Raw genomic sequence first — 20,735 nt, 5'->3', positions numbered from 1 at the left:
TTGATGGATAAAGGATTAAGGATAAAGGTTTCCTCTTTCCATCCTATTCGGACAGGTGATCAAACATTCCTGAACCGGCATCACCGGGAGGTACAAGTTAAATCTGCGGCAGAAAGCCGGCTGTTGAACGCTCCTATTCGAAAAGAAGATCTTCCTCATTAATCCGAATGAGTTCGATCTTGCCCGCTTTGCCTGTCGTATCGTCGAGATCGATAACGGTCGCATGGAAATGCCACTGCCCCTCGTCTACGACGAATCTTACCGGCAGCTGCGTCGTAAACTTACGCAGAACGGCTGTGCGTTCCATTCCGAGTACGCCGTCCCGGGGGCCTACCATGCCTACGTCCGTTACGTAAGCCGTTCCCTGCGGCAGCACGCGGTTATCGTTCGTCTGGACATGCGTATGTGTGCCTACTACCGCCGAAACGCGGCCGTCCAGATGCCAGCCCATGGCAATTTTCTCCGACGTTGTCTCCGCGTGGAAATCGACGAAGATATGCTTGTACTTTCCTTTCGCCGCCTCGAGAATCTCGTCTACCTTACGGAACGGACAGTCGATCGGAGGCAGAAAAGTCCGCCCCTGCAGATTGATAAGCAGGATTTCCTGGTTGCGCACCTTCAAAACGGTATGTCCCCGCCCCGGCGCTCCTTCGGGAAAATTCGCGGGACGCACCATCTGAACTTCATCGTCGATGAAATCAAAAATTTCTTTCTGGTCCCAGGTGTGGTTTCCGAGCGTTATTCCATGAATCCCGAGCTGATAGAGCTCCTTCGTAATTTGCGACGTAATCCCTCGGCCTCCGGCCGCATTTTCACCGTTCGCGATAAATACCGCGTTCGCATATTTTAATTTCAGTTTAGGCACCATTGTTTTTACTGCATTCCGGCCGACTGATCCGACAATATCTCCGATAAATACGATCTTAATAACCCATCACTCCCGCCTCTTTCTCTTTCCGGCTAAAAAAAGGAAAAGTGGCTTACGCAGCCACTTTTCACAAGTATACTTCTTTTATTTGGCGTATTCAACCGCGCGGGTTTCACGAATGACCGTAACTTTGATATGACCAGGATAGTCAAGCTCGTTCTCGATCTTCTTCGTAATATCGCGGGCGAGTCTGAATGCTTCCGCATCGTCGATTTTCTCCGGTTGAACCATGACGCGAACCTCGCGTCCGGCCTGGATGGCGTACGATTTCTCCACGCCTTCGAACGATTCGGAGATGCCCTCAAGCTTCTCGAGACGCTTGATATAGGTTTCCAGCGTTTCCCGGCGCGCACCCGGTCTGGCAGCAGACAATGCGTCCGCCGCTCCGACGAGCATGGCGATAACCGAGGTCGCTTCCACGTCTCCGTGGTGGGAAGCGATACTGTTCACAACGACAGGATGTTCCTTGTACTTTTTGGCGATTTCAACACCGATTTCAACGTGTGACCCTTCCACTTCGTGGTCAAGCGCTTTACCGATGTCATGCAGAAGCCCGGCACGTTTCGCCAATGTCACGTCTTCGCCGAGTTCTCCAGCCATCAAACCGGAAAGATAAGCAACTTCCATCGAGTGTTTGAGAACGTTCTGTCCGTAACTTGTACGGAATTTGAGACGTCCCAAAATTTTGATCAGATCAGGGTGCAAACCGTGTACGCCCACTTCGAACGTAGCTTGCTCCCCATACTCGCGAATCCGCTCGTCCACTTCCTTGCGGGACTTCTCCACCATCTCTTCGATACGAGCCGGATGGATACGTCCGTCGGCCACGAGCTTCTCAAGCGAGGTCCGCGCGATTTCTCTGCGGATCGGATCAAAGCCGGACAAAATAACGGCTTCCGGAGTATCGTCGATAATAAGATCGATCCCCGTCAAGGTTTCAAGGGCTCGGATATTACGGCCTTCGCGACCGATAATCCGGCCTTTCATTTCTTCATTCGGAAGACTTACGACAGATACCGTCGTTTCGGCAACATGGTCGGCAGCGCAGCGCTGAATGGCAAGCGTGATGATTTCACGCGCTTTCTTGTCGCCTTCTTCTTTGGCCTGCTGCTCTATTTCTTTAATAAGTTGTGCGGTTTCATGACGAACTTCCTGTTCAACGCCGGATAGGATGATGGTCTTCGCTTCTTCCATGGTCATGCCGGAAATACGTTCGAGTTCCGAAACCTGTTTGCGGTAGAGCTCATCAATCTGATTCTGCGTTTCTTCAATTCTCTTCTCTTTGTTGGCGACTTGCTCTTCTTTGCGTTCAAGAGATTCTAATTTTTTATCCAGCGACTCCTCTTTTTGCAACAATCGTCTTTCATGTCGTTGAGATTCATTTCGACGTTCACGAATGTCTTTTTCAGCTTCGGCCCGGAGCTTATGAACTTCATCTTTGGCTTCCAATACCGTTTCTTTTTTCAGTGCCTCCGCTTCTTTGCGGGCATTTTCTACAATTTGTGCAGCGGCAGTTTCAGCACTGGAAATTTTCGCTTCTGCAAGAGACTTGCGGATAAAATAACCAATCCCTAAGCAAATAACGCCAACAACGAGAATGATCAGGACCCAGATAATTGGATTCATCATGTTCACCTCCTCGTTGGTTCCTCCAAGGTGTTAGCTTGGGATGATTCGGTTTTTTTAATCCGATATTCGTTTGTTCAAGCCGTATGGACCACATTCCGTGCTAGAAAATGGTTCGGTTTGTTTGTCCGTACAACGGGGGTTGTTCGGAACAGCATGGAGCAGAAGCAATCTTGGCGGAAATCGCTTCCGTTACCTCATAGAAAATCTGATGATTTTTTATGAAAATATACAATTGTATTTTATCTGTTCACAAAGAACATTGTCAAGCTATTGGCTTCGTCAACCGTGACTGAGTGCGCTTTCACGGGGCAGCTACTCCTCATTTTCGAGCTCTTCTTCGGAAAGCCGGCGCATCACATCGTTAACGAGCGAAGACGGATACCCCCGCCGAAGCAGAAAAGCCATCGTTTTTCTTTTTCGGTCCATCTTTTCGCCTGACACGGTTTTCCATTTTTTACGGCCCACAATAAGGGCTCCTTCCATTTCTTCGTCCGTATCGACCGCAGACAGCGCTTTGGAGATTTCGTCCCGGGAAAGCCCTTTCTGGGCGAGCTCGTAGCGGACCGCATTGCGGCCTTTACGCTGGTATTGAATACGTTGTTCCGTCCAAAGCTTTGCGAAATCGGCATCATCCAGGTACTTTTGTTCCAGTAGACGTCCCACCGTCCAATCAATCAGGTCGGCTTCGTAGCCCAGATCCTTAAGCTTCATTTTTACTTCCTGGACAGATCTCGGCCTGACCGCCACGAAACGGATCGCTTTCAGGTAGGCTTCATGCTTCTCGTCTTCCTCCAGCGCTTGCCGCAAGCGCTGCGCATCTATCTGTTCCCCTTTGAGCAGGCGGTTCTTAATCAAGATATCTTCGTGCACGGAACAGGCATATTCATCGTTGACGTAAACATTGTAACGTTTCTTATTGCGCTTTTGCCGTTCTATTCCCGTAATGACGGAAGTCTCTGTTTCGTCTTTCATAAGCTTTTTCCCCTTTCGACACCCTATGGGTCCATAAACAAAGAAAAGCTCCCCAGGGAGCTAAAACAAGGCCGCATCCTGCGCTGTACGTAAGAGGCGGCCCTTGTTCCTATTCTTCTTCTTCCGTAAAGAGTGCCAGTTCTTCGTCCGGATCGTCTACATCCACGCCTGCCGGAGGAACTACATTCGTGAGATTGCTCGCTTCCCGGATTTTTTGTTCAATAACATCGGCAATTTCCTTGTTTTCCTTGAGGAACTGCTTCGAATTCTCGCGTCCCTGGCCGAGACGGTCGCCGTTATAGGAGTACCAGGCACCGCTCTTATTCACGATATCCAGTTCCGTTCCGATATCGATGATACTGCCTTCACGGGAAATGCCTTCGCCATACATAATGTCAATATCGGCCTGTTTGAACGGAGGCGCAACCTTGTTCTTCACGACCTTGACACGGGTACGGTTACCGACCATATCGTTGCCCTGCTTAATCGTTTCAACGCGGCGAACATCCAAACGCACGGTCGAATAGAACTTCAACGCGCGGCCGCCCGGAGTTGTTTCAGGGTTACCGAACATAACGCCGACTTTCTCACGCAATTGGTTAATAAAGATGGCGATAACCTTCGATTTGTTGATGGCGCCGGAAAGTTTGCGCAGCGCTTGCGACATCAGACGGGCCTGAAGACCGACGTGGGAGTCCCCCATCTCGCCTTCGATTTCCGCCTTAGGAACCAAAGCCGCAACGGAGTCGATAACGATAATATCCACCGCTCCACTGCGTACAAGGGCTTCCGCGATTTCAAGCGCCTGCTCGCCTGTGTCCGGCTGGGAAAGAAGCAATTCGTCAATGTTGATTCCGAGCTTGCTTGCATAAAGCGGGTCAAGAGCATGCTCCGCATCGATAAATGCGGCTTGTCCGCCAGACTTTTGCACTTCCGCGATTGCGTGAAGAGCGACCGTTGTTTTACCGGAAGATTCGGGTCCGTAGATTTCGATAATTCTACCGCGAGGAAAACCTCCGGTTCCAAGTGCTATATCCAAAGCAAGGGAACCACTGGGGATGGTCTCCACCTGCATGTGTGTCGATTCTCCGAGTTTCATGATCGAACCCTTGCCAAACTGTTTCTCAATTTGGCGCAATGCCATTTCTAATGCGGCACGACGATCTGACAATACACTCACTTCCTTTAACTGTTATAGGTATATCATACCTTCTTTTTCACCCGTTGCCAAGCATTTTTTCGAACATACATTCGTTTTTTTTGTGACAGCCCTCTATCGCCGCCCGGTGAGGAATTCGGACAGAAGCTTCTCTTAATTTAAAGGGAACGGCGCTCCTTTCGGTCCTTGCGCGGCAAAAAAATAAAAACCGCAGCAAAGACAAATTCTTCGCTACGGTTCTTCCGTTAACATGCTTTCATTATAGCTTAAAATTTGCGGTTTTTCAACAAAAAACGCCGATCAGCCGTCCGCTTTTATAAGTTTCCAAAGCTGGTGCAGAGCCGTTTTGGCCGCACGCAGCTTGATCGTCTCCCGCAGTCCGGGGAGCTGGAGCTTTTGAACATGAACATCTCCATCCTTGCAGCCGACTCCGACATACACAAGCCCGATCGGTTTGCCTTCGGAGGTAGTCGGTCCGGCAACTCCCGTTACGGATACGGCATAATCCCCATTTGTGCGCTCCAGCAGCCCCCGCACCATTGCCTCGGCCGTTTCGGCGCTCACCGCTCCGGGAGCGTCCTCGCCTTCCAGCAGCTCCGTAGGAACGCCGAGCATACTGTGCTTCATTTCGTTGGAATAAGAGACGACCCCGCCCAGAAACACCGAGGAACGCCCCGGTATGGACGTGATCAAATCGCTCAGGAGTCCGCCGGAACAGCTCTCGGCCGTCGTCAGGGTCTGATTTCTGGATTGAAGGATCGCGAGCACCGCTTCCTCGATCGGAATATCCTCTTCCGCATATAAGTGTTCCCCTACGCGGCTGCGGATTTCCTTCTCTACCTGTTCCATCTTGCGGAGAGCTTCCTCTTCCGTATGCGCCTTCGTCGCCAGGCGGATCGTCACCTCACCCTCTTTGGCATAAGGTGCGATGGTCGGATCGGTCTGTTTCTCGATGAGGTCAAACAGCTTATGCTCGAGGGAGGACTCGCCTATCCCGGCAAACTTGAGCATCTTCGAATACAAAGGCATCTCGTCAGTCATCAGGCCGCTCAGCCAGTCCTTGGCGTAGCGCTCAAACATCGGCTTCATTTCCTTCGGCGGGCCGGGAAGAAGCAGATAACGGGTCCCCTCGTGATCCAGGCCGAGCCCCACGGCCAATCCCGTATCGTTCGGAAGCGGTTCCGCTCCTTCGATCATGTTCGCCTGCCTGGAATTGCTCTCGACCATATGAAGCCCCTGCGAATCGAACAGCTCGCGGATCTTGGCCATGGAAATCTCGTCGATATAGAGCCGGCGGCCGGTCATATCGGCCAATACATCCTTCGTCAGATCGTCCAGAGTCGGACCGAGTCCTCCCGTCGTGATAACGAGATCAGCCCGTTTCCCGGCCTGTTCCAACGCTTCCCGGATACGGGCGGGGTTGTCGCCTACGACGGTCTGGAAGTACAAGTCGATACCGAGCATCGCACATTCCTGCGCCAAGTACTGAGCATTCGTATTTAAAATCTGCCCCAGCAGAAGCTCAGTTCCGACCGCAATCAATTCTGCTTTCATGCTGTAGATCCTCCTTCACTTATGTAAACCTGCATGGTGTGACCTGCATTTGCCGGCCGGGTTGCCGCTTACTTCCGAAAAAATGAACGCCGGACAAATCCGTCCGCTTGTCCGGTCCAGTACGCTTGTCCGGCGTACAGCCCTGCTCATTATATAGTTGGCGTGAACATACAGAGTACATTCACTGCCGCACTTATCCCTTAACCTCCCCCGGCTTGTTCCCGGAGACGAAGAAAACACAGTATCTACTGTGTTTTCTCGGAAAAATCAATCACGTGCTTATTTTTAATGAAGTAATCGAGCCCGGAGTACACCGTGATGATCGCGGCAATCCAGCTTGCGATTAAATCGAACGGAACGTTGATAAACGCAAACGGGAAGTTGTTGATAAGCAGCGCAATAATCGCCGTGATTTGTGCAGCTGTTTTGGCTTTCCCCCATTTGCTCGCCTGAATGACGGCCCCCTCCAGCAGAGCGATCTGCCTGAGTCCGGTCACGGCCCATTCGCGGCTGATGATCACGATCACGATCCACGCGCCCAGTTTATCCATTTCAACGAGGGACACCAGAACGGCGGTTACAAGCAATTTATCGGCCAGCGGATCCAGCAGCTTTCCGAGGTTCGTAACCAGTTTGTTTTTGCGGGCGATGTATCCGTCCAGACTGTCGGTGCTCGCCGCAATAATGAAGATGAGCGCCGCGATAATCTGGTTGTACGTGATGGAAAACGTTTGAATTTTAATATGTGGAAACTGAATGTTCACAAGCAGGAAAAACATAATAATCGGCACCAGGAAAATCCTGGCAAGTGTAATCTTGTTGGCTAAATTCATTATGCGATAACCTCCCCGGAGAGGTCGAATTCAAAGGAGTGGGTAACCCGCACTTTTACAACGCCGCCTATTCCGATATTAGTACCTGTTACGAAAACTTCCCCGTCGATTTCCGGCGCATCGTATTGGGAACGGCCGATATACACATCGTTGCGGCCGTCGTAGCGCTCGATAAGCACATCCACCGCTTCGCCCAGTCTGCGGCCCCCTCGGCGGTTGGATATTTCGCGCTGAAGCTCCATCAGAGCGGCCGCGCGGTATTCTTTTACCTCGTCCGGCACCTGGCCGGGAAGGCGTGACGCCGGTGTGTTTTCTTCCATCGAATAAGTGAATACGCCGAGCCGGTCGAACTGGACATCTTGAACGAACTGCACAAGGTGTTCGAAATCTTCTTCCGTTTCACCCGGAAATCCGACGATAAGCGAAGTCCGCAAAGCCGCATCCGGCATTCTTTTGCGTATTTTGAGAATAAGTTCCCGGGCGTCCTTCTCTCTTCCGGGCCGTCTCATCCGCTTGAGAATAGCGTCGGAGCTGTGCTGAAGCGGCATATCTATGTATTTGCAAATCTTCGGATTGGCCGCCATCGTTTCGATCAGCTCATCCGTAAAAAATCCGGGATAGGCGTAATGCAGCCTGACCCATTCGATGCCTTCCACTTCGCTCACACGATTGAGCAGTTCGGGAAGCATGAACTTATCGTACAGATCCGTTCCGTAATTGGTGGAATCCTGGGCGATGAGGCTGACCTCCTTAACCCCTTGCGACGCCAATTGCCGCGCTTCCGAAATAACGGACTCCATCGAACGGCTGCGGAATTTCCCCCTCATAATCGGAATGGAGCAGAACGTACAGGCGTTATCGCAGCCTTCCGCGATTTTGACGTATGCGGTATACCGGGGGGTAGAAACCTTACGCGGAAGCGCTTGCTCATAGTTAAACACCGGATTCCCGACATAGACCGGCTTTTTGCCTTTCAGGGCTTCGTCAATAATGGCATTGATGTTGTGAAAATCGCCCGTTCCCACAATCCCGTCAATCTCAGGCATTTCTTTCATCAGTTCTTCTTTGTACCTCTGTGTCAGACACCCCGAAACGATTAGCGCTTTCAAATTCCCGGTTCTTTTAAGATCGGCCATATCCAGAATGGTAGTAACCGATTCTTCTTTGGCGGCATCGATAAATCCGCACGTATTTACAATAATCACGGTAGCTTCTTCGTTGTTCTCGACCACGCTGTACCCTCGCTGATCGACCAGTCCGGACATGATCTCGGAATCCACCAAGTTTTTCTCACATCCAAGCGTTACTACTCTTACCTTCTCCGTCATGCTGAAACCTCCAAACGTCGTAGCAAAGCCATCCTTACAAGTATAATACAACGTTAATCCGAGTGTCAAAATAGGGAAACCCTCCGATATCCGCGGGAAAACCGGGACACCGGAGGGCTGCTTTTACTTATCTGAAATTGTCAAACTGCAGATCGATAGGAAGATCGGCGCCTTTCAGCATTTGAATCACTTTCTGCAAATCGTCTCTGCTTTTGCCGGTTACACGGATGGAGTCTCCTTGAATTTGGCTCTTCACCTTCAGCTTCGAGTCCCGGATCATGATGTTAATCTTCTTGGCGATATCCGCTTCGATTCCTTGTTTCAGCTTAACGCGCTGGCGGACCGTTCCCAAAGAAGCCGACTCGATTTTGCCGTATTCGAGATTTTTAAGGGCGATGCCTCGTTTAGCCATCTTGGCGTGAAGGATGTCAATCACGTTCTGAAGCTTAAAATCGTCGTCCGAAAGAAGAACGAGTTCTTCTTTTTCCAATGTGATCTCGCTCTTGCTGCCTTTGAAATCAAAACGGGTTTCGATTTCTCTCTTAGCCTGCGTAATAGCGTTGTTTAATTCCTGCATATCCAGCTTGGATACGATATCGAAAGAGCTTTCCGAACTCATTTTGGCTTCGTCCTCTCCTGCGTAATTACACTCACAAGTTTACGATCAAGGCTGCGGCTGCAGCGTAATTTTAATGTTCTTAGGGTTGGAGGCATCTCCGACGTTGAGCTCTTGCCCGTTTACGGTGATTTTAGCGGCGTTGGCCGCGCCTACACGAATCTGTGCGGTAGTCGTCAGTGAAAACGTCTCCGTTTCGCCCTGTTTCAAAGTCCCCTGTTTCTCCATTTTCTTGCTGTTGTTCGGGAAACTGTCGACTCTGTACCAGCACTGCGTTCCTGCCGCCGTCACGGTAATGTCGAGTTTACCGCCCACTGCCGTGTAATTGTCCAGACTGTTGCTGCTGTTAACAAGCGTCAAGGCTCCCCCAGGCGTCGGGGTCGGTGTAGGAGTAGCGCTCGGCGTCGGTGTAGGAGTTGGCGTAGTTGTGGCTGTCGCGCCCCCTCCGCTGCCCGGAGCAGGACTCGGAACGGACGTCGCGTTGGGATCCGCCGTATCCGTCAGTCTGTTGGGCTCATTGATCGCGCCCGAACTGCCTCCCTTGTTGTTAACCACGACGAAATAATACACAATGGCCGCTATCAACAGCACGAACGAAACGACCATAATGGTGGACGCCCACTTGCTGAGTCTGTCCGTGCTTCTTGCTGAATTCCGGCGCGGTGTGCGGATCGTTTCGACCGTCGGCTCCGGCGGAGCTGCCGGTACCGTGCCCTGATACATGTTCAGAACTTCGTTCGGATCGAGACCGACCGCTTCCGCATAGCTTTTGATAAAAGCCCTCACATAAAAACTGCCGGGCAAAACTTTATAATTTTCCTCTTCAATTGCTTCAAGGTATCTGGTTCTGATTTTCGTAGCTTCCTGTAAATCATCCAGAGACATTCTCTTTTCCAATCGGGCCTGCTTCAATCGCTGACCGAGTTCCGACATGTTCTCACCTCCGTAAATTCAGCGGGTCCTTCCCCTTTTAGACGAACAAAACCTCAAAATGGTTCTGTGTTATACGTAAAACTGTCATAATTGATTTCTTCGTCCGGATTGTTGCGAAGTTCGATAATGTAATCGAAATCGTTATACGTGTAATGGGACTCTTTGATAAAAATATCCGGATGCTCGATTACTTTGGTAGACGGCGTAGCCATAATCTCCTGCAGCAACGAGAAGTGTTTCTCATTGGAACGGATAGTTGAAACGATTCCGTCAATGATAAAAACGTTGTTCATGGACATCTCGTCCTCCGAAAGTTGGCTTCGAACGGTCTGTCTTAACAAAGTGGACGAAACAAACGTCCAGCGTTTGTTCGAACATACGCTGCCTGCAATGATGGACTCGGTCTTGCCTACCCGCGGCATTCCGCGGAGCCCGATCACCTGATTGCCCTCGCGTTTGAATACTTCACCCAGAAAATCGACCAGGAGTCCGAGTTCGTCTCTTGTGAAACGGAACGTTTTCCTGTCGTCGGAGTCGCGTTCTATGTACCGGCCGTGTCTTACGGCAAGAATATCAACCAGTTTTGGGGTTCTAAAGGCGGTTATGGTGATATTATCCACCTTTTTTAACATTTTACCCATTAACTCGATTTTTTCATCATCGTTGGTTTGAAGAAGCATTCCGCGCGTGCGGTCCTCCACCCCGTTGATCGTCACAATATTAATATCGAGCATCCCCATGAGGGAAGCGATATCCCCCAGAAGTCCCGGACGGTTCTTATGTATTCGATATTCCATGTACCATTCTTTGATTTCCAAAACGTAAGCACCTCATTTGCCATGGCACGAATTAGACATTCCGAGTTATTATTCTACAACGTTTGACAAAGTCCTGCCAACTTCTTTGTAACTACGACTTTTTTAGAAATTCGACTTGTTTCATTTCTTCCGCAGAATAGGTCTGTATACCCGGCTTCCAATCCCCTTGAATCATCCGGTTCTGCTCCTGCGCCATAACGGCTTCCCAATTCACTTGTACGGCAAAAGATTGATCCAGCGGCACGACGGGAATCCCGAGCGATTTGATTTTCTGCTGATCCGTTTTCTGAAGAGCCGTATACTGGATAATCCAGCTTGAACGATGCTCGGCGGCCTGTTTTTTCAACTGGTCGAACCATTCTGGATTGTTGTCCGTATTTACGGTATGACCGGATAAGCCGGAAGGGGATAAACCTGAGGGTATGGGAACCGAAGATTTTGTTACCCATTCGATGGATTTTCTTTTGTCCGCCTGGTCTTTGACCCAGCCGCTCATCGCCTGTTCGATCATCGCATGATCTACGCCACGAAGAACGGTATTCGGAGGGGCCGTCTTCTCCGCCTGCATACCGGGATCTTCCAAACGGTCCGCAAGCACGACGAATTTCTGATTCTTGAGCCTGACCGCCTCTGCCGAAGCTTGAGGAACAAGACTGCTGCCGATTACAACGACATAATCATAGCGCTTCGATTCCAGCTGTGTTCCCATGGCGCTGTCAAAAGCAGCGTCCTGCTTCCACTCCGAAGTGAGCCCGCTGCCGCTTCTCCATTTTGCGAGCGCCGCCGCCACGCTCGTTTTCGTTTCCTGTGTCACATCCGAGGCCGTTACGACCAGAACCGAATGTTTGGACGCCAGCTGCTGTTCGGTGATCGTCGGAAGCCCGCGAGTCCCGCATGAAGAAAGCATGACTGTGATGACTGGCAGGAAAAGTGCAAGTTTTACCCGCGAGAAACTCATGATACCGAATCCTTTCCTGAAATGATGGCATGGAAAAGCCCCGCATTGAAGTGGGGCTTTTCGCATGTACATCATCTATTCTACTCTTTATTCACCAGTTTGACCATTAAACGGGCCATAACCTTGCGTTCGTTCTCGTCACCTGCGTCCCAGAGTTCTTTGAGCAGGCGCTCTTCGCGGTTTTCCGGATCCACTTTATCGGACAGAAACTCACCGATCTGGAACGCAAGGTTAGAAATTTTCTCGTCGTTCAGGCCTACTCTCTCGGCTTGGTCCACCCGTTCAGCCAAAAATTCTTTCCATCTGTCAAACACTGTAAGTACCGTAGACATGGGTCGGGCCTCCTTTGATTTGTTAGGATGAGAGGAACACCTGTAATATCTGCATCCGGACAATCAAATATTCCCGAGAAGCTATCCAAACCCTTGGTAATTAAGGGAATGCCGCAGGCCGCCGTTCAAGTCAGCCAGCCCCCGTTGGGGCTGATAATCTGGCCGGTAATGTAGCCGGACTCGGGCAGAGCCAGAAAATATACCAGCGAGGCGATTTCGTCGGGCGCCGCAAAACGGCCGGCCGGTATTTCGCTCGCGATCGCTTCTTTCTCCGCGGGATCGAAGCCGGACATCATATCGGTATCGACCGCTCCGGGCGCAACGGCGTTTACAGTGACGCCCGAAGGAGCCAATTCCTTGGCCAACGCTTTCGTAAACGCGTTGATGCCGCCTTTTGCCGTGGAATAGATGACCTCGCAGGATGCGCCCGAAATTCCCCAGATGGAAGACACGTTAATAATGCGGCCGTATTTCCGGGAGATCATTCGGTCCATAAAAAGCTGGCTGCACAGAAAAGTACCCTTCAGGTTAATGTCCATAACCCGGTCCCACTCCTCTTCCGTCACATCGGAAAGCAGACCGTAGTGGGAAATCCCCGCATTATTGACCAGCACATCGGGAATAAAGCCCCGCTGCTCCAATTTGTCGCGCATAGCCACAATCTGTTCCTTCGAATTCAGATCCGCGCACACCGTCATGACCTTCGCTCCATGGTTCATGCAGCGGCGCGCCACTTCGTTGGCGGCTTCATGGGACTGCAGGTAATGGATCACCACGTTCATGCCCAGCTTGGCAAACCGTTCGGCGACGGCCGCTCCGATTCCGCGGCTGCCGCCCGTTACGAGGACCGTCTGCTCGGTAAACGGCCGGAGCCCTGTCACGAACGCTCGCTTCGCACGAGCGAAACGGCAAAGCGGCTCCAGTCAAAATGTTCCCGGAGCCTGGACTCCGCCTCATCCTTGGTGATGGATTCGTACGTTTTTAAAATGTCAAACATATCGGCGCCTTTGAACAGGTACCGGGTAAATTCGTTCGTGATCGCCTCGGGGGAATTCAGCATCCGCAAAAATCCGCCGATTTTTTTTCTGCGACTTCTTTCGAAAGCTTCTTCGTCCAGCCCTTCAGCTTTCACACGGTCCAACTCTTCACGGATTCTGCTCAGCAGAAGATCCGGATCTTTCGTATCTCCGCCCATCGCGGAAAACGCGTACTCCGGAGACGAGTTGTACTCATGACTGAAATTGTCCGAGATGAGCCCTTCATTGTACAGCTTCTGGTAGATCGGGGAGCTTGCGCCCAGCAGGACTTCCAGCACAAGCTTCGTCGTAAGCTCTCGTTTGAGGATCGCGTCCCCTTCTTCATGCAGAGCTTTTTCTTTAAAACCGAACAGGCATTTAGGCAGCGATACCGGCAGGAGCGTTTCCTTGTGTTCCGTCTCGACGCTTTCCGGTTCCGATTCGAAAAACCGGCGTATTTCCCCCTGAGGTTTGAAGGTTTTGGCCGCCTGATTCGCCCGGATATGCGAAATCACTTCTTCGGGATTCACGCCGCCCGCGATAAAGACCGTCATGTTGCTCGGGTGATAGAACGTGTGGTAGCAGTCGTACAACATATCCTTGGTAATTTCGGTAATGGACGGGATGGTGCCCGCAATATCGATCCGAACCGGGTGTTTGCTGTACAAAGCTTCGATTAGGCCGTAGTACGCTCTCCAGTCCGGATTGTCGCGGTACATGTTGATTTCCTGCCCGATGATGCCCTTTTCCTTCTCGACGTTCTCTTCGGTAAAATAAGGATTCTGAACAAAATCGATCAGAGTCGTGATGTTCTCCATAATCTGGCCCGTAGCCGAAAAGAGATAGACCGTTCTCTCGAAGCTCGTGAATGCGTTCGCGGAAGCTCCGCGGGATGCAAACGTGGCGAAAACATCGCCGGTAGGCTCCTCGAACATTTTATGCTCCAGAAAATGAGCAATCCCGTCCGGCACGCGGATTTCGGGCCCGCCCTCCACTTGAAAGTGGTTATCGATCGACCCGTAGCGGGTGGAAAACGTCGCGTACGTTTTTTGAAAGCCTTCCTTAGGCAGCACGTATACGTGAAGGCCGTTCGGAAGCTTTTCTTCGTACAAAGTTTCGTTTAAGTGGGGATAGGGAATGACGTTCACTTGGCTTCCTCCTTTTCATCCCTCAAGAAATAGATGGTGTCCAGGAATACTCCCTCGGCGGCCTGCTGAATCTCTGCGATGCTCGTGTTCGTCACTCCGTCGATCAGCTCTTGAACGGTGCGCTCTTTGCCCGAAAGAACGGCATTGAAATCAAAAGCGATCTGTTCGAAGGCGGAATCCTGCATTTCCCGCAGTTGGTTGGCAATCATCGCTCTTGTCTGACTGAGCTCGATATCGCTGATAAAGCCGGTTCTCATGTCTTCCAGCTGTTTGCGGATAATATCAACCGCTTTCTCGTAATTCTGCATCTCGATGCCCGATTGGATCGTCAGGATGCCCTTGTGCCCGTCAAGGCGGGAAGATGCATAGTAAGCGAGGCTCGCCCTTTCGCGCACGTTCAAGAACAGCTTGGAATGGGGATATCCGCCCAGAATGCCGTTATACATAAGTGCGGCGGGATACGCATCGTCTCCGTACGTAATCGGCGTGCGCAGGCCCATGTTCAGCTTGCCCTGCGCGACGGGGAATCGTTCCACCACGACATGGGTCTCCCCTGTCCGGCGCTGAGGCGCGGTGCGCGTATAGCCGGGATTCTCCTCCCTCTCCAGCCGGAAAGAACGGCTCACGATGTTCTCGACTTCCTGGAGGGTCGTATTGCCGACTACGTATAGGTCGATAGGCGCTTCGGCCAGCCATTTTTTGAAATAGGCAAAAAGGGATTCCGGCGTGGAAGCGGGAATATCCTTCAGCTCCCCCAGAGGATGCAGCCGGTACGGCTCCCCTTTGCACATTTCGGCAATGCAGCGTTCGGCGGCGAAGCGGATTTTATCGTTAATAATGGATTCGATCCGTTTGCGCAGCGTTTCCTTCTCGGATTCCACATATTTGGAGAGAAAAGCGTCTCCCTCGGCTGCCGGCTTCGTGATGGCTTCACCCAGAAACGAAAGGGCTTTCTCCAAAAGAGACTCCGGGGACGACACAAACCGGTCGTTAATTACATCCATGCGGAATTGAACGATCTGGTAGTCTCCGCGCTTGTAAATGTCAAAACCGAAGCCCGCTCCGTAGAGATCGTCGAGATGCTCTCGGAACTGCTTCGTTTCGGGATAACTTTCCGTTCCCCTTCTCAGAACAAAAGGGACCAATGCCGTCTGCGTTACGTCTTCCTCGGAAAGAGGGCGTCCTATGTAAGCGGAAATGGCGAATGTTTTATAGCGGTCTGTAGGCAGTACATGCAGCCTGATCTGACGCAGTGTACTCCGTTCAAACTGTTGGGTGCTCAATGCTGTCGTTCTCCCTTCACAACCGTCTTGGGTCTAAACTATTCGGTTCTACAAATGGCTATACCCATTATATTCCTTCATAAACAGAAGAAGCAACCGAGCGGTCACTTCCTCTGTCGTTCTGTTCAGTTCAGCTTACTTGCAGAAAATATGCTTGCCGATGGTTTTCACCTGCGGGCGTGTCCAAATCCATTTGGACGTAGCCGTTTCGGGGTTAAAATAGTATTCGCAGCCGCCGGTAGGGTCCATGCCGTTGATGGCATCCCGGACCGCTTTTTTGGCGGTTTCATTTGGCGTAAGCCAGATTTGGCCGTCCGCAACAGCGGTAAACGCACCCGGCTGGAAAATGACGCCGGAAACGGTATTCGGGAAGCTGGCCGAATCCACCCGGTTCAGAATGACCGCCGCAACGGCCACCTGACCGATGTAAGGCTCGCCGCGGGATTCGCCGTAAACGGCGTTCGCCATCAGATCGAGGTCGGATTTGGAAAATCCTTTATGCGTCGTCGGCGTCAGATTCGATCCGGAAGCGGCCGCGCCGCCTTGATTGGCCTGGTTAGCCGGTCCTGCCGCTTTGCCTGTATTGCCGGCTTCAGCCGCGGTCGGCTTCCAGTCCTTCGTGGCTTCCCACAGCTTAAGCTTGGTTTTGGGGCCCACATGGCCGTCCACTTTCAAACCGAACTCGCCTTGAAACCATTTTACGGACCGGAGTGTTCTCCAGCCGTAATCGCCGTCTACAGCCCCCGTGTAAAATCCGAGAAACTTGAGACGTCCCTGCAGCTCATTGACATCGGAGCCTTTGGCTCCATAACTGATGAGATTCTTGCTGAAAGTAGCCTCAGTCGTGAAGTTCTGCTTAATCTGCAGAGCCGCAAACAGCGTAAATACGACGCAAACCGTGATAGCGATCAAACGTTTGTTCATGCGTTTATTCATGCTCCATTATCAACCTTTCTCTCATGATGACTGGCTGTTAGTGATTATTATGAGAAAGGAGGAAACGTTCTATGCAACAAAAACGCCCTGCCGTAAACCCGGCAGGGCGTCCTTGAATTCGGATCAGGAACTCATGCGGTTGTGCTGGAACTGCTCCAGCGAAATAAGGACTTCGCGGGGCTTGCTTCCTTCATGCGGCCCGACGATTCCGTTGGATTCCATCGAATCGATGAGCCGTCCCGCGCGCGCATAGCCGATGCGCATCCGTCTTTGAAGCAGAGACGCCGAAGCCTGCTTCGCTTCGATGACGATCTGAACGGCCTGATCATAAAGTTCGTCGCCGAACTCGTCCTGCTGCTCCTGCTGCTCTTCCACCTGAGGCACCATATCTTCCCGGTAATTCGCTTCCTGCTGAGTCCGGACGAAATTGACTACCGTCTCGACCTCTTGATCGGAAAGGAAAGCTCCCTGAACACGGACGGGCTTGGAGGCCCCGACAGGCAGATACAGCATGTCGCCGCGGCCGAGAAGCTTCTCGGCCCCCACCATGTCCAAAATCGTCCGCGAGTCCACCTGAGAAGATACCCCGAAAGCGATCCGTGAAGGAATATTCGCTTTAATAACGCCGGTGATGACATCCACGGACGGGCGCTGGGTCGCAATAATCAGATGGATGCCTGCTGCGCGCGCCATCTGAGCCAGCCGGCAGATGGCATCTTCCACATCGTTGGCAGCTACCATCATCAGATCGGCCAGCTCGTCCACGATGACCACAATGTACGGAAGGGGCGCTTCCGTACCGTTTTCGATCAGCATGGCATTGTAGCCCTCGATATTCCGCGTACCGCTCTTGGAGAAAAGCTCGTACCTCTTCTCCATCTCGACGACGACCTTTTTCAGGGCAAGAGATGCCCTTCGCGGATCGGTGACGACCGGAGCCATGAGATGCGGAATGCCGTTATACACATTAAGTTCGACCATTTTGGGGTCGACCATCAGGAACTTCACTTCGTTAGGCTTCGCCTTGTACAGGATGCTCGTAATAATTCCGTTGATACAGACGGATTTACCCGAGCCTGTAGCACCGGCTACGAGCAGATGGGGCATCTTCGCCAGATTGCCGACGATCGGCTGTCCGGAAATATCCCTGCCCAAAGTGACGGACAATCTGGAACTGGCTTCCTGGAAGGCGGAAGTTTCCATCACCTCGCGCATCGTAACGACGGATACTTCGGAATTCGGCACTTCGATACCGATCGCGGATTTGCCGGGAATCGGCGCTTCCATCCGGATATCTTTGGCAGCCAGAGCGAGCGCGATGTCATCCGTCAAACTGACGATCCGGCTCACCTTCACCCCTACGTCCGGCTGAATTTCATACCGGGTCACCGCTGGCCCCCGGACGACTTCCAGCACCTTCGCGCGCACGCCGAAGCTTTCCAGCGTGGCTTCGAGCTTGCGGGCGTTGGCCTTGTAATCCGCCATCTCGGAGCCCTTGCCGGCCGCCGGCTTCGAAAGCAGCGTCAAAGACGGCAGGTCGTAAGGCGGAAGAACCGGCGGCACGGCTGTGTCGACCAGCTGAAGGTCGTCCAAAGTTTCAAGCTGCTCATCGGCCGGAATCTTCTCTGCGTGCAGGGAAGCGGCCGCTTTAGGGCTCCCAGCCACAACTGCGGGTCCTACCGTACCTTCCGCTGCCGGAGAGGAGGGTACGACCTTTTCTTCCTTCTGCACCTGTTCTTGAAAATCCCGGAAAACGGTGGAAAACTCCCGGTCGGCTTGAGGTTCATCGTTCATGTCCAGCGCCGCAGAATCTCTGCCGGAATCGACCTTGTATACGACTTTCTCCTCGGAATAACCGCCGGCCGTGCCGGAAACCGCCAAGTCGTCCTCATCCTGGTCGTCATCCTGCTGCGGATCGGGTTGTTTCAACAACTGCAGAAAACGGGGTTTCTTCCGCTTGGGGTCCGGTCGGTATACTTCCTCGTCGAATTCGTCGTCATAAGGAAAATCCGGCTCTTTGTAGGTTCGTTCGCTTTTGGTCGCGGAAACGGCAGCCTTCCCTTTTGTTTTAGAAGCCGAGGAGGATTTGCCTTTACCGCGCTGCATGGTCTGGAATTTCTTTTCCAACAAGGTAAAAAAGCGTTTCCCGCGCGCACGCAGCTTTTGCATGGCTTCCACGTAAGACAAGTTCGTAACCAGAATGAGCCCGATGGCAAATAAAGCGAATTCCACGAGACGGGCGCCCAGTGTGTCGAACAAAAAATACAGCAGGCTGTAGATGACCGCTCCGATCATCCCTCCGCCTACATCGTTCAGAAGAATTTTGCCGTTCGCGGGCTGCAGCCCCTGCTTCAGAGCGTCCCAGGTTACGGACAGAATCGTTGTCGCCTCGTAGTTGCCTTTTGGAAAAAGAGCCTGGAATAAATTAATATGATTCATGACAAGAAGACCCGCCACAATTAACAAAACCCCGGTTTTGCGGGTTGTCCATCGTGAGGGCCATGAACGCTTCACCATAACATGCAGTGCTATGTATATGCAGATCAGCGGGATCAGAAAATCCCACGTACCGATGAAAAAGCGGCAAACGTAATGAAACGAACGTCCCACATGACCTTCTCTGGCCAGCGCAATCACCGAGAAAATCAGGATTAAAATACCGTACAGCTCAAACATGAGATTAGTCTTGACCGTCTTGCTTTTCTTACGGCGTTTTGCCACTCTATTCCACCTCCGATAAATCATTATACCACAGTTTCGGTAGGCGGAACACGGGCGGCAGTGCCTAGATCCCTTGCGGGCCGGGCACGTAATTAATCAGACTTCCTGGCGTAAAAAGCGGATTTAAGTAATGTTTTGGCTCCGGGCTGTAAAGCCTCACAATCCGCACCCGGCTCTCATCGACAGCTTCCACCTGCATCAGGATGCCGCTGATTTCAACATCCCGGAAGCGGGGTTCGTGTTCATCCAAGCCTTCGTAAATGACTTCATCCGGCAGGATCGTGTAGTGGGTCATGCCGTTCCGCCTCCCTGGGAACCACGGCGTTCCTCGATTCTGCGGTTCAGTTCGGCCATTGCCTGCCCGATCCCTCCCACTTCGTCGATCAATCCGTATTTAACGGCGTCTTGGCCGATAACCGTAGTTCCGATGTCTCTGGTGAGTTCACCCGTTTTGAACATAAGCTCCTTGAACTGCTCTTCGGAGATTTTGGAATGCTTCGTGACAAAACGGGTTACCCGCTCCTGCATTTTCTCCAAATATTCAAATGTTTGAAGTACACCGATGACAAGTCCCGTCAACCGGATCGGATGAATCGTCATTGTGGCCGTCTCGGCGATGAAAGAACGGTTTGAGCTTACCGCGATCGGCACACCGATGCTGTGCCCGCCGCCCAATACAAGGGTAACCGTAGGTTTCGAAATCGTTGCCAGCATCTCGGCGATAGCAAGCCCCGCCTCCACATCGCCGCCAACCGTGTTCAGAATAACGAGGATTCCCTCGATTTTCGGATTTTGTTCGGCTGCTACGAGTTGAGGAATCAGGTGCTCGTATTTCGTCGTTTTGTTTTGCGGCGGCAGTACGATATGCCCTTCCACTTGACCGATGATGCTCATGCAGTAAATGTTCGACTCGCCGGCCGGCGTGTTGATTTGTCCGAGCTGCTGGATTGTTTCTACCGCTGCCAGCTTCTTTTGTTCCTCCGAGGGCTGCTCTTCGCTTCTGAAAGAAGGCGGCTGGTTGAAAGGAGCCGGACCCGGAAACGGCGCCTGGGGACGCGGGCTGTAGTCGCTTGTAACGGAAGCGTCCGCTCTAAACGCAGCAGTCCCCTCTCCCGACTCTTCAAAATGCACCTGCTGCAGCGTAACGTCATCGGCATCGTTAGCCGTTTCTTCCGCTGTATAGGAGGAATCGTTTTGCCTCAGACCGTACGGTGCCGGGTTAAATGTATGGGCAGTCGTCTGCCCGTAAGCGCCTCTTGGAGCACCGCTTGTATAGGTTTGGTTCGCATTGCCGACTTCCGGAAAAGCATTCTGTCCGGCACCCTGTTGACCGCTGTACCCGTTTCCTCTGTTCAAAAAGCCGCCGCTGCCCGCTGAAACGCTCGCACTCGCTTGTTGAAACGGATATTCGTTTCTGCCTGCATAGCGCTCCGAAGATACACCTGCTCCCGCGTGGGCGGGTCTATTCTGTTGTCCTTTATATCGATTTCCGTTTCCCATAGCTATTCCTCCTAATTGATCATCGAGGTTAGTGTGGGCAGGAACGCTATACCTTTATTCACCCTCTTCTC

19 protein-coding genes are annotated in these 20,735 nt (G+C 52.0%); all 19 read right to left on the bottom strand.

The genetic code is table 11. From position 1 onward, the window contains the following. Positions 1-133: 133 nt before the first annotated feature. The 19 genes from PCH01S_RS22075 to PCH01S_RS31050 all read right to left on the bottom strand — a co-directional run bounded on the left by PCH01S_RS22075 (position 134) and on the right by PCH01S_RS31050 (position 20,130). On the bottom strand, positions 134-928 hold the full coding sequence (locus PCH01S_RS22075; RefSeq protein ID WP_042233122.1) for a TIGR00282 family metallophosphoesterase: 795 nt from the start codon (positions 926-928) through the stop codon (positions 134-136). Between the two features lie 84 nt (positions 929-1,012). Next, the gene (rny, locus tag PCH01S_RS22070; protein WP_009674960.1) at positions 1,013-2,557 is read right to left on the bottom strand and encodes a ribonuclease Y; all 1,545 of its coding nucleotides are present in this window, start codon (positions 2,555-2,557) and stop codon (positions 1,013-1,015) included. Positions 2,558-2,869: 312 nt separating this feature from the next. Beyond that, the gene (locus PCH01S_RS22065) at positions 2,870-3,529 is read right to left on the bottom strand and encodes a RecX family transcriptional regulator (RefSeq protein ID WP_042233120.1); all 660 of its coding nucleotides are present in this window, start codon (positions 3,527-3,529) and stop codon (positions 2,870-2,872) included. A 109-nt stretch (positions 3,530-3,638) separates the two neighbouring features. Beyond that, complete coding sequence (recA, locus tag PCH01S_RS22060; RefSeq protein ID WP_042233118.1) at positions 3,639-4,700, bottom strand: recombinase RecA; 1,062 nt, start codon at positions 4,698-4,700, stop codon at positions 3,639-3,641. A gap of 288 nt (positions 4,701-4,988) precedes the next feature. Then, entirely contained in the window at positions 4,989-6,242 is a 1,254-nt protein-coding gene (locus PCH01S_RS22055; RefSeq protein ID WP_042233116.1) for a competence/damage-inducible protein A, read from the bottom strand. Between the two features lie 245 nt (positions 6,243-6,487). Beyond that, the gene (gene pgsA, locus PCH01S_RS22050; RefSeq protein WP_009674945.1) at positions 6,488-7,075 is read right to left on the bottom strand and encodes a CDP-diacylglycerol--glycerol-3-phosphate 3-phosphatidyltransferase; all 588 of its coding nucleotides are present in this window, start codon (positions 7,073-7,075) and stop codon (positions 6,488-6,490) included. After that, positions 7,075-8,403, bottom strand: coding sequence for a 30S ribosomal protein S12 methylthiotransferase RimO (gene rimO / locus PCH01S_RS22045; protein ID WP_042233114.1), 1,329 nt, complete (start codon positions 8,401-8,403; stop codon positions 7,075-7,077). Before rimO ends, pgsA begins: the two co-directional genes overlap by 1 nt. Positions 8,404-8,530: 127 nt before the next feature. Next, a complete protein-coding gene (locus PCH01S_RS22040) occupies positions 8,531-9,022 on the bottom strand; it encodes a YajQ family cyclic di-GMP-binding protein (RefSeq protein WP_042233112.1) in 492 nt (163 codons plus the stop codon). Between the two features lie 45 nt (positions 9,023-9,067). Then, complete coding sequence (locus PCH01S_RS22035; RefSeq protein WP_042233110.1) at positions 9,068-9,952, bottom strand: helix-turn-helix domain-containing protein; 885 nt, start codon at positions 9,950-9,952, stop codon at positions 9,068-9,070. 53 nt (positions 9,953-10,005) lie between these two features. Next, positions 10,006-10,770 (bottom strand): DUF3388 domain-containing protein, encoded by a 765-nt coding sequence (locus PCH01S_RS22030; RefSeq protein ID WP_042233108.1) that lies wholly within the window; start codon positions 10,768-10,770, stop codon positions 10,006-10,008. A 91-nt stretch (positions 10,771-10,861) separates the two neighbouring features. Continuing rightward, the gene (locus tag PCH01S_RS22025; protein ID WP_042233106.1) at positions 10,862-11,728 is read right to left on the bottom strand and encodes a hypothetical protein; all 867 of its coding nucleotides are present in this window, start codon (positions 11,726-11,728) and stop codon (positions 10,862-10,864) included. 80 nt (positions 11,729-11,808) lie between these two features. Continuing rightward, complete coding sequence (locus PCH01S_RS22020) at positions 11,809-12,060, bottom strand: DUF3243 domain-containing protein (protein ID WP_042233104.1); 252 nt, start codon at positions 12,058-12,060, stop codon at positions 11,809-11,811. Between the two features lie 125 nt (positions 12,061-12,185). After that, positions 12,186-12,941, bottom strand: coding sequence for an elongation factor P 5-aminopentanone reductase (gene ymfI, locus PCH01S_RS22015; RefSeq protein WP_042233101.1), 756 nt, complete (start codon positions 12,939-12,941; stop codon positions 12,186-12,188). Continuing rightward, positions 12,938-14,224, bottom strand: coding sequence for an EF-P 5-aminopentanol modification-associated protein YfmH (gene yfmH / locus PCH01S_RS22010; protein ID WP_042233099.1), 1,287 nt, complete (start codon positions 14,222-14,224; stop codon positions 12,938-12,940). Before yfmH ends, ymfI begins: the two co-directional genes overlap by 4 nt. Beyond that, the gene (gene yfmF / locus PCH01S_RS22005) at positions 14,221-15,507 is read right to left on the bottom strand and encodes an EF-P 5-aminopentanol modification-associated protein YfmF (RefSeq protein ID WP_042233098.1); all 1,287 of its coding nucleotides are present in this window, start codon (positions 15,505-15,507) and stop codon (positions 14,221-14,223) included. Before yfmF ends, yfmH begins: the two co-directional genes overlap by 4 nt. A gap of 135 nt (positions 15,508-15,642) precedes the next feature. Beyond that, complete coding sequence (gene sleB, locus PCH01S_RS22000; RefSeq protein ID WP_042233294.1) at positions 15,643-16,431, bottom strand: spore cortex-lytic enzyme; 789 nt, start codon at positions 16,429-16,431, stop codon at positions 15,643-15,645. A gap of 135 nt (positions 16,432-16,566) precedes the next feature. Next, the gene (locus PCH01S_RS21995; protein ID WP_042233096.1) at positions 16,567-19,164 is read right to left on the bottom strand and encodes an FtsK/SpoIIIE family DNA translocase; all 2,598 of its coding nucleotides are present in this window, start codon (positions 19,162-19,164) and stop codon (positions 16,567-16,569) included. A gap of 64 nt (positions 19,165-19,228) precedes the next feature. Next, positions 19,229-19,459, bottom strand: a complete 231-nt coding sequence (locus tag PCH01S_RS21990) for a YlzJ-like family protein (protein WP_042233094.1) — start codon at positions 19,457-19,459, stop codon at positions 19,229-19,231. Beyond that, positions 19,456-20,130 (bottom strand): ClpP family protease, encoded by a 675-nt coding sequence (locus PCH01S_RS31050; protein ID WP_174446841.1) that lies wholly within the window; start codon positions 20,128-20,130, stop codon positions 19,456-19,458. The genes PCH01S_RS21990 and PCH01S_RS31050 overlap by 4 nt, the downstream gene beginning before the upstream one ends. Positions 20,131-20,735: the final 605 nt, after the last annotated feature.

This window comes from Paenibacillus chitinolyticus NBRC 15660 (assembly GCF_000739915.1).
GTDB classification, from domain to species: Bacteria; Bacillota; Bacilli; order Paenibacillales; family NBRC-103111; genus Paenibacillus_F; species Paenibacillus_F chitinolyticus.
The sequence above is the reverse complement of the archived record's forward strand: the minus strand, read 5'-3'. Positions and strand labels throughout refer to the sequence as shown.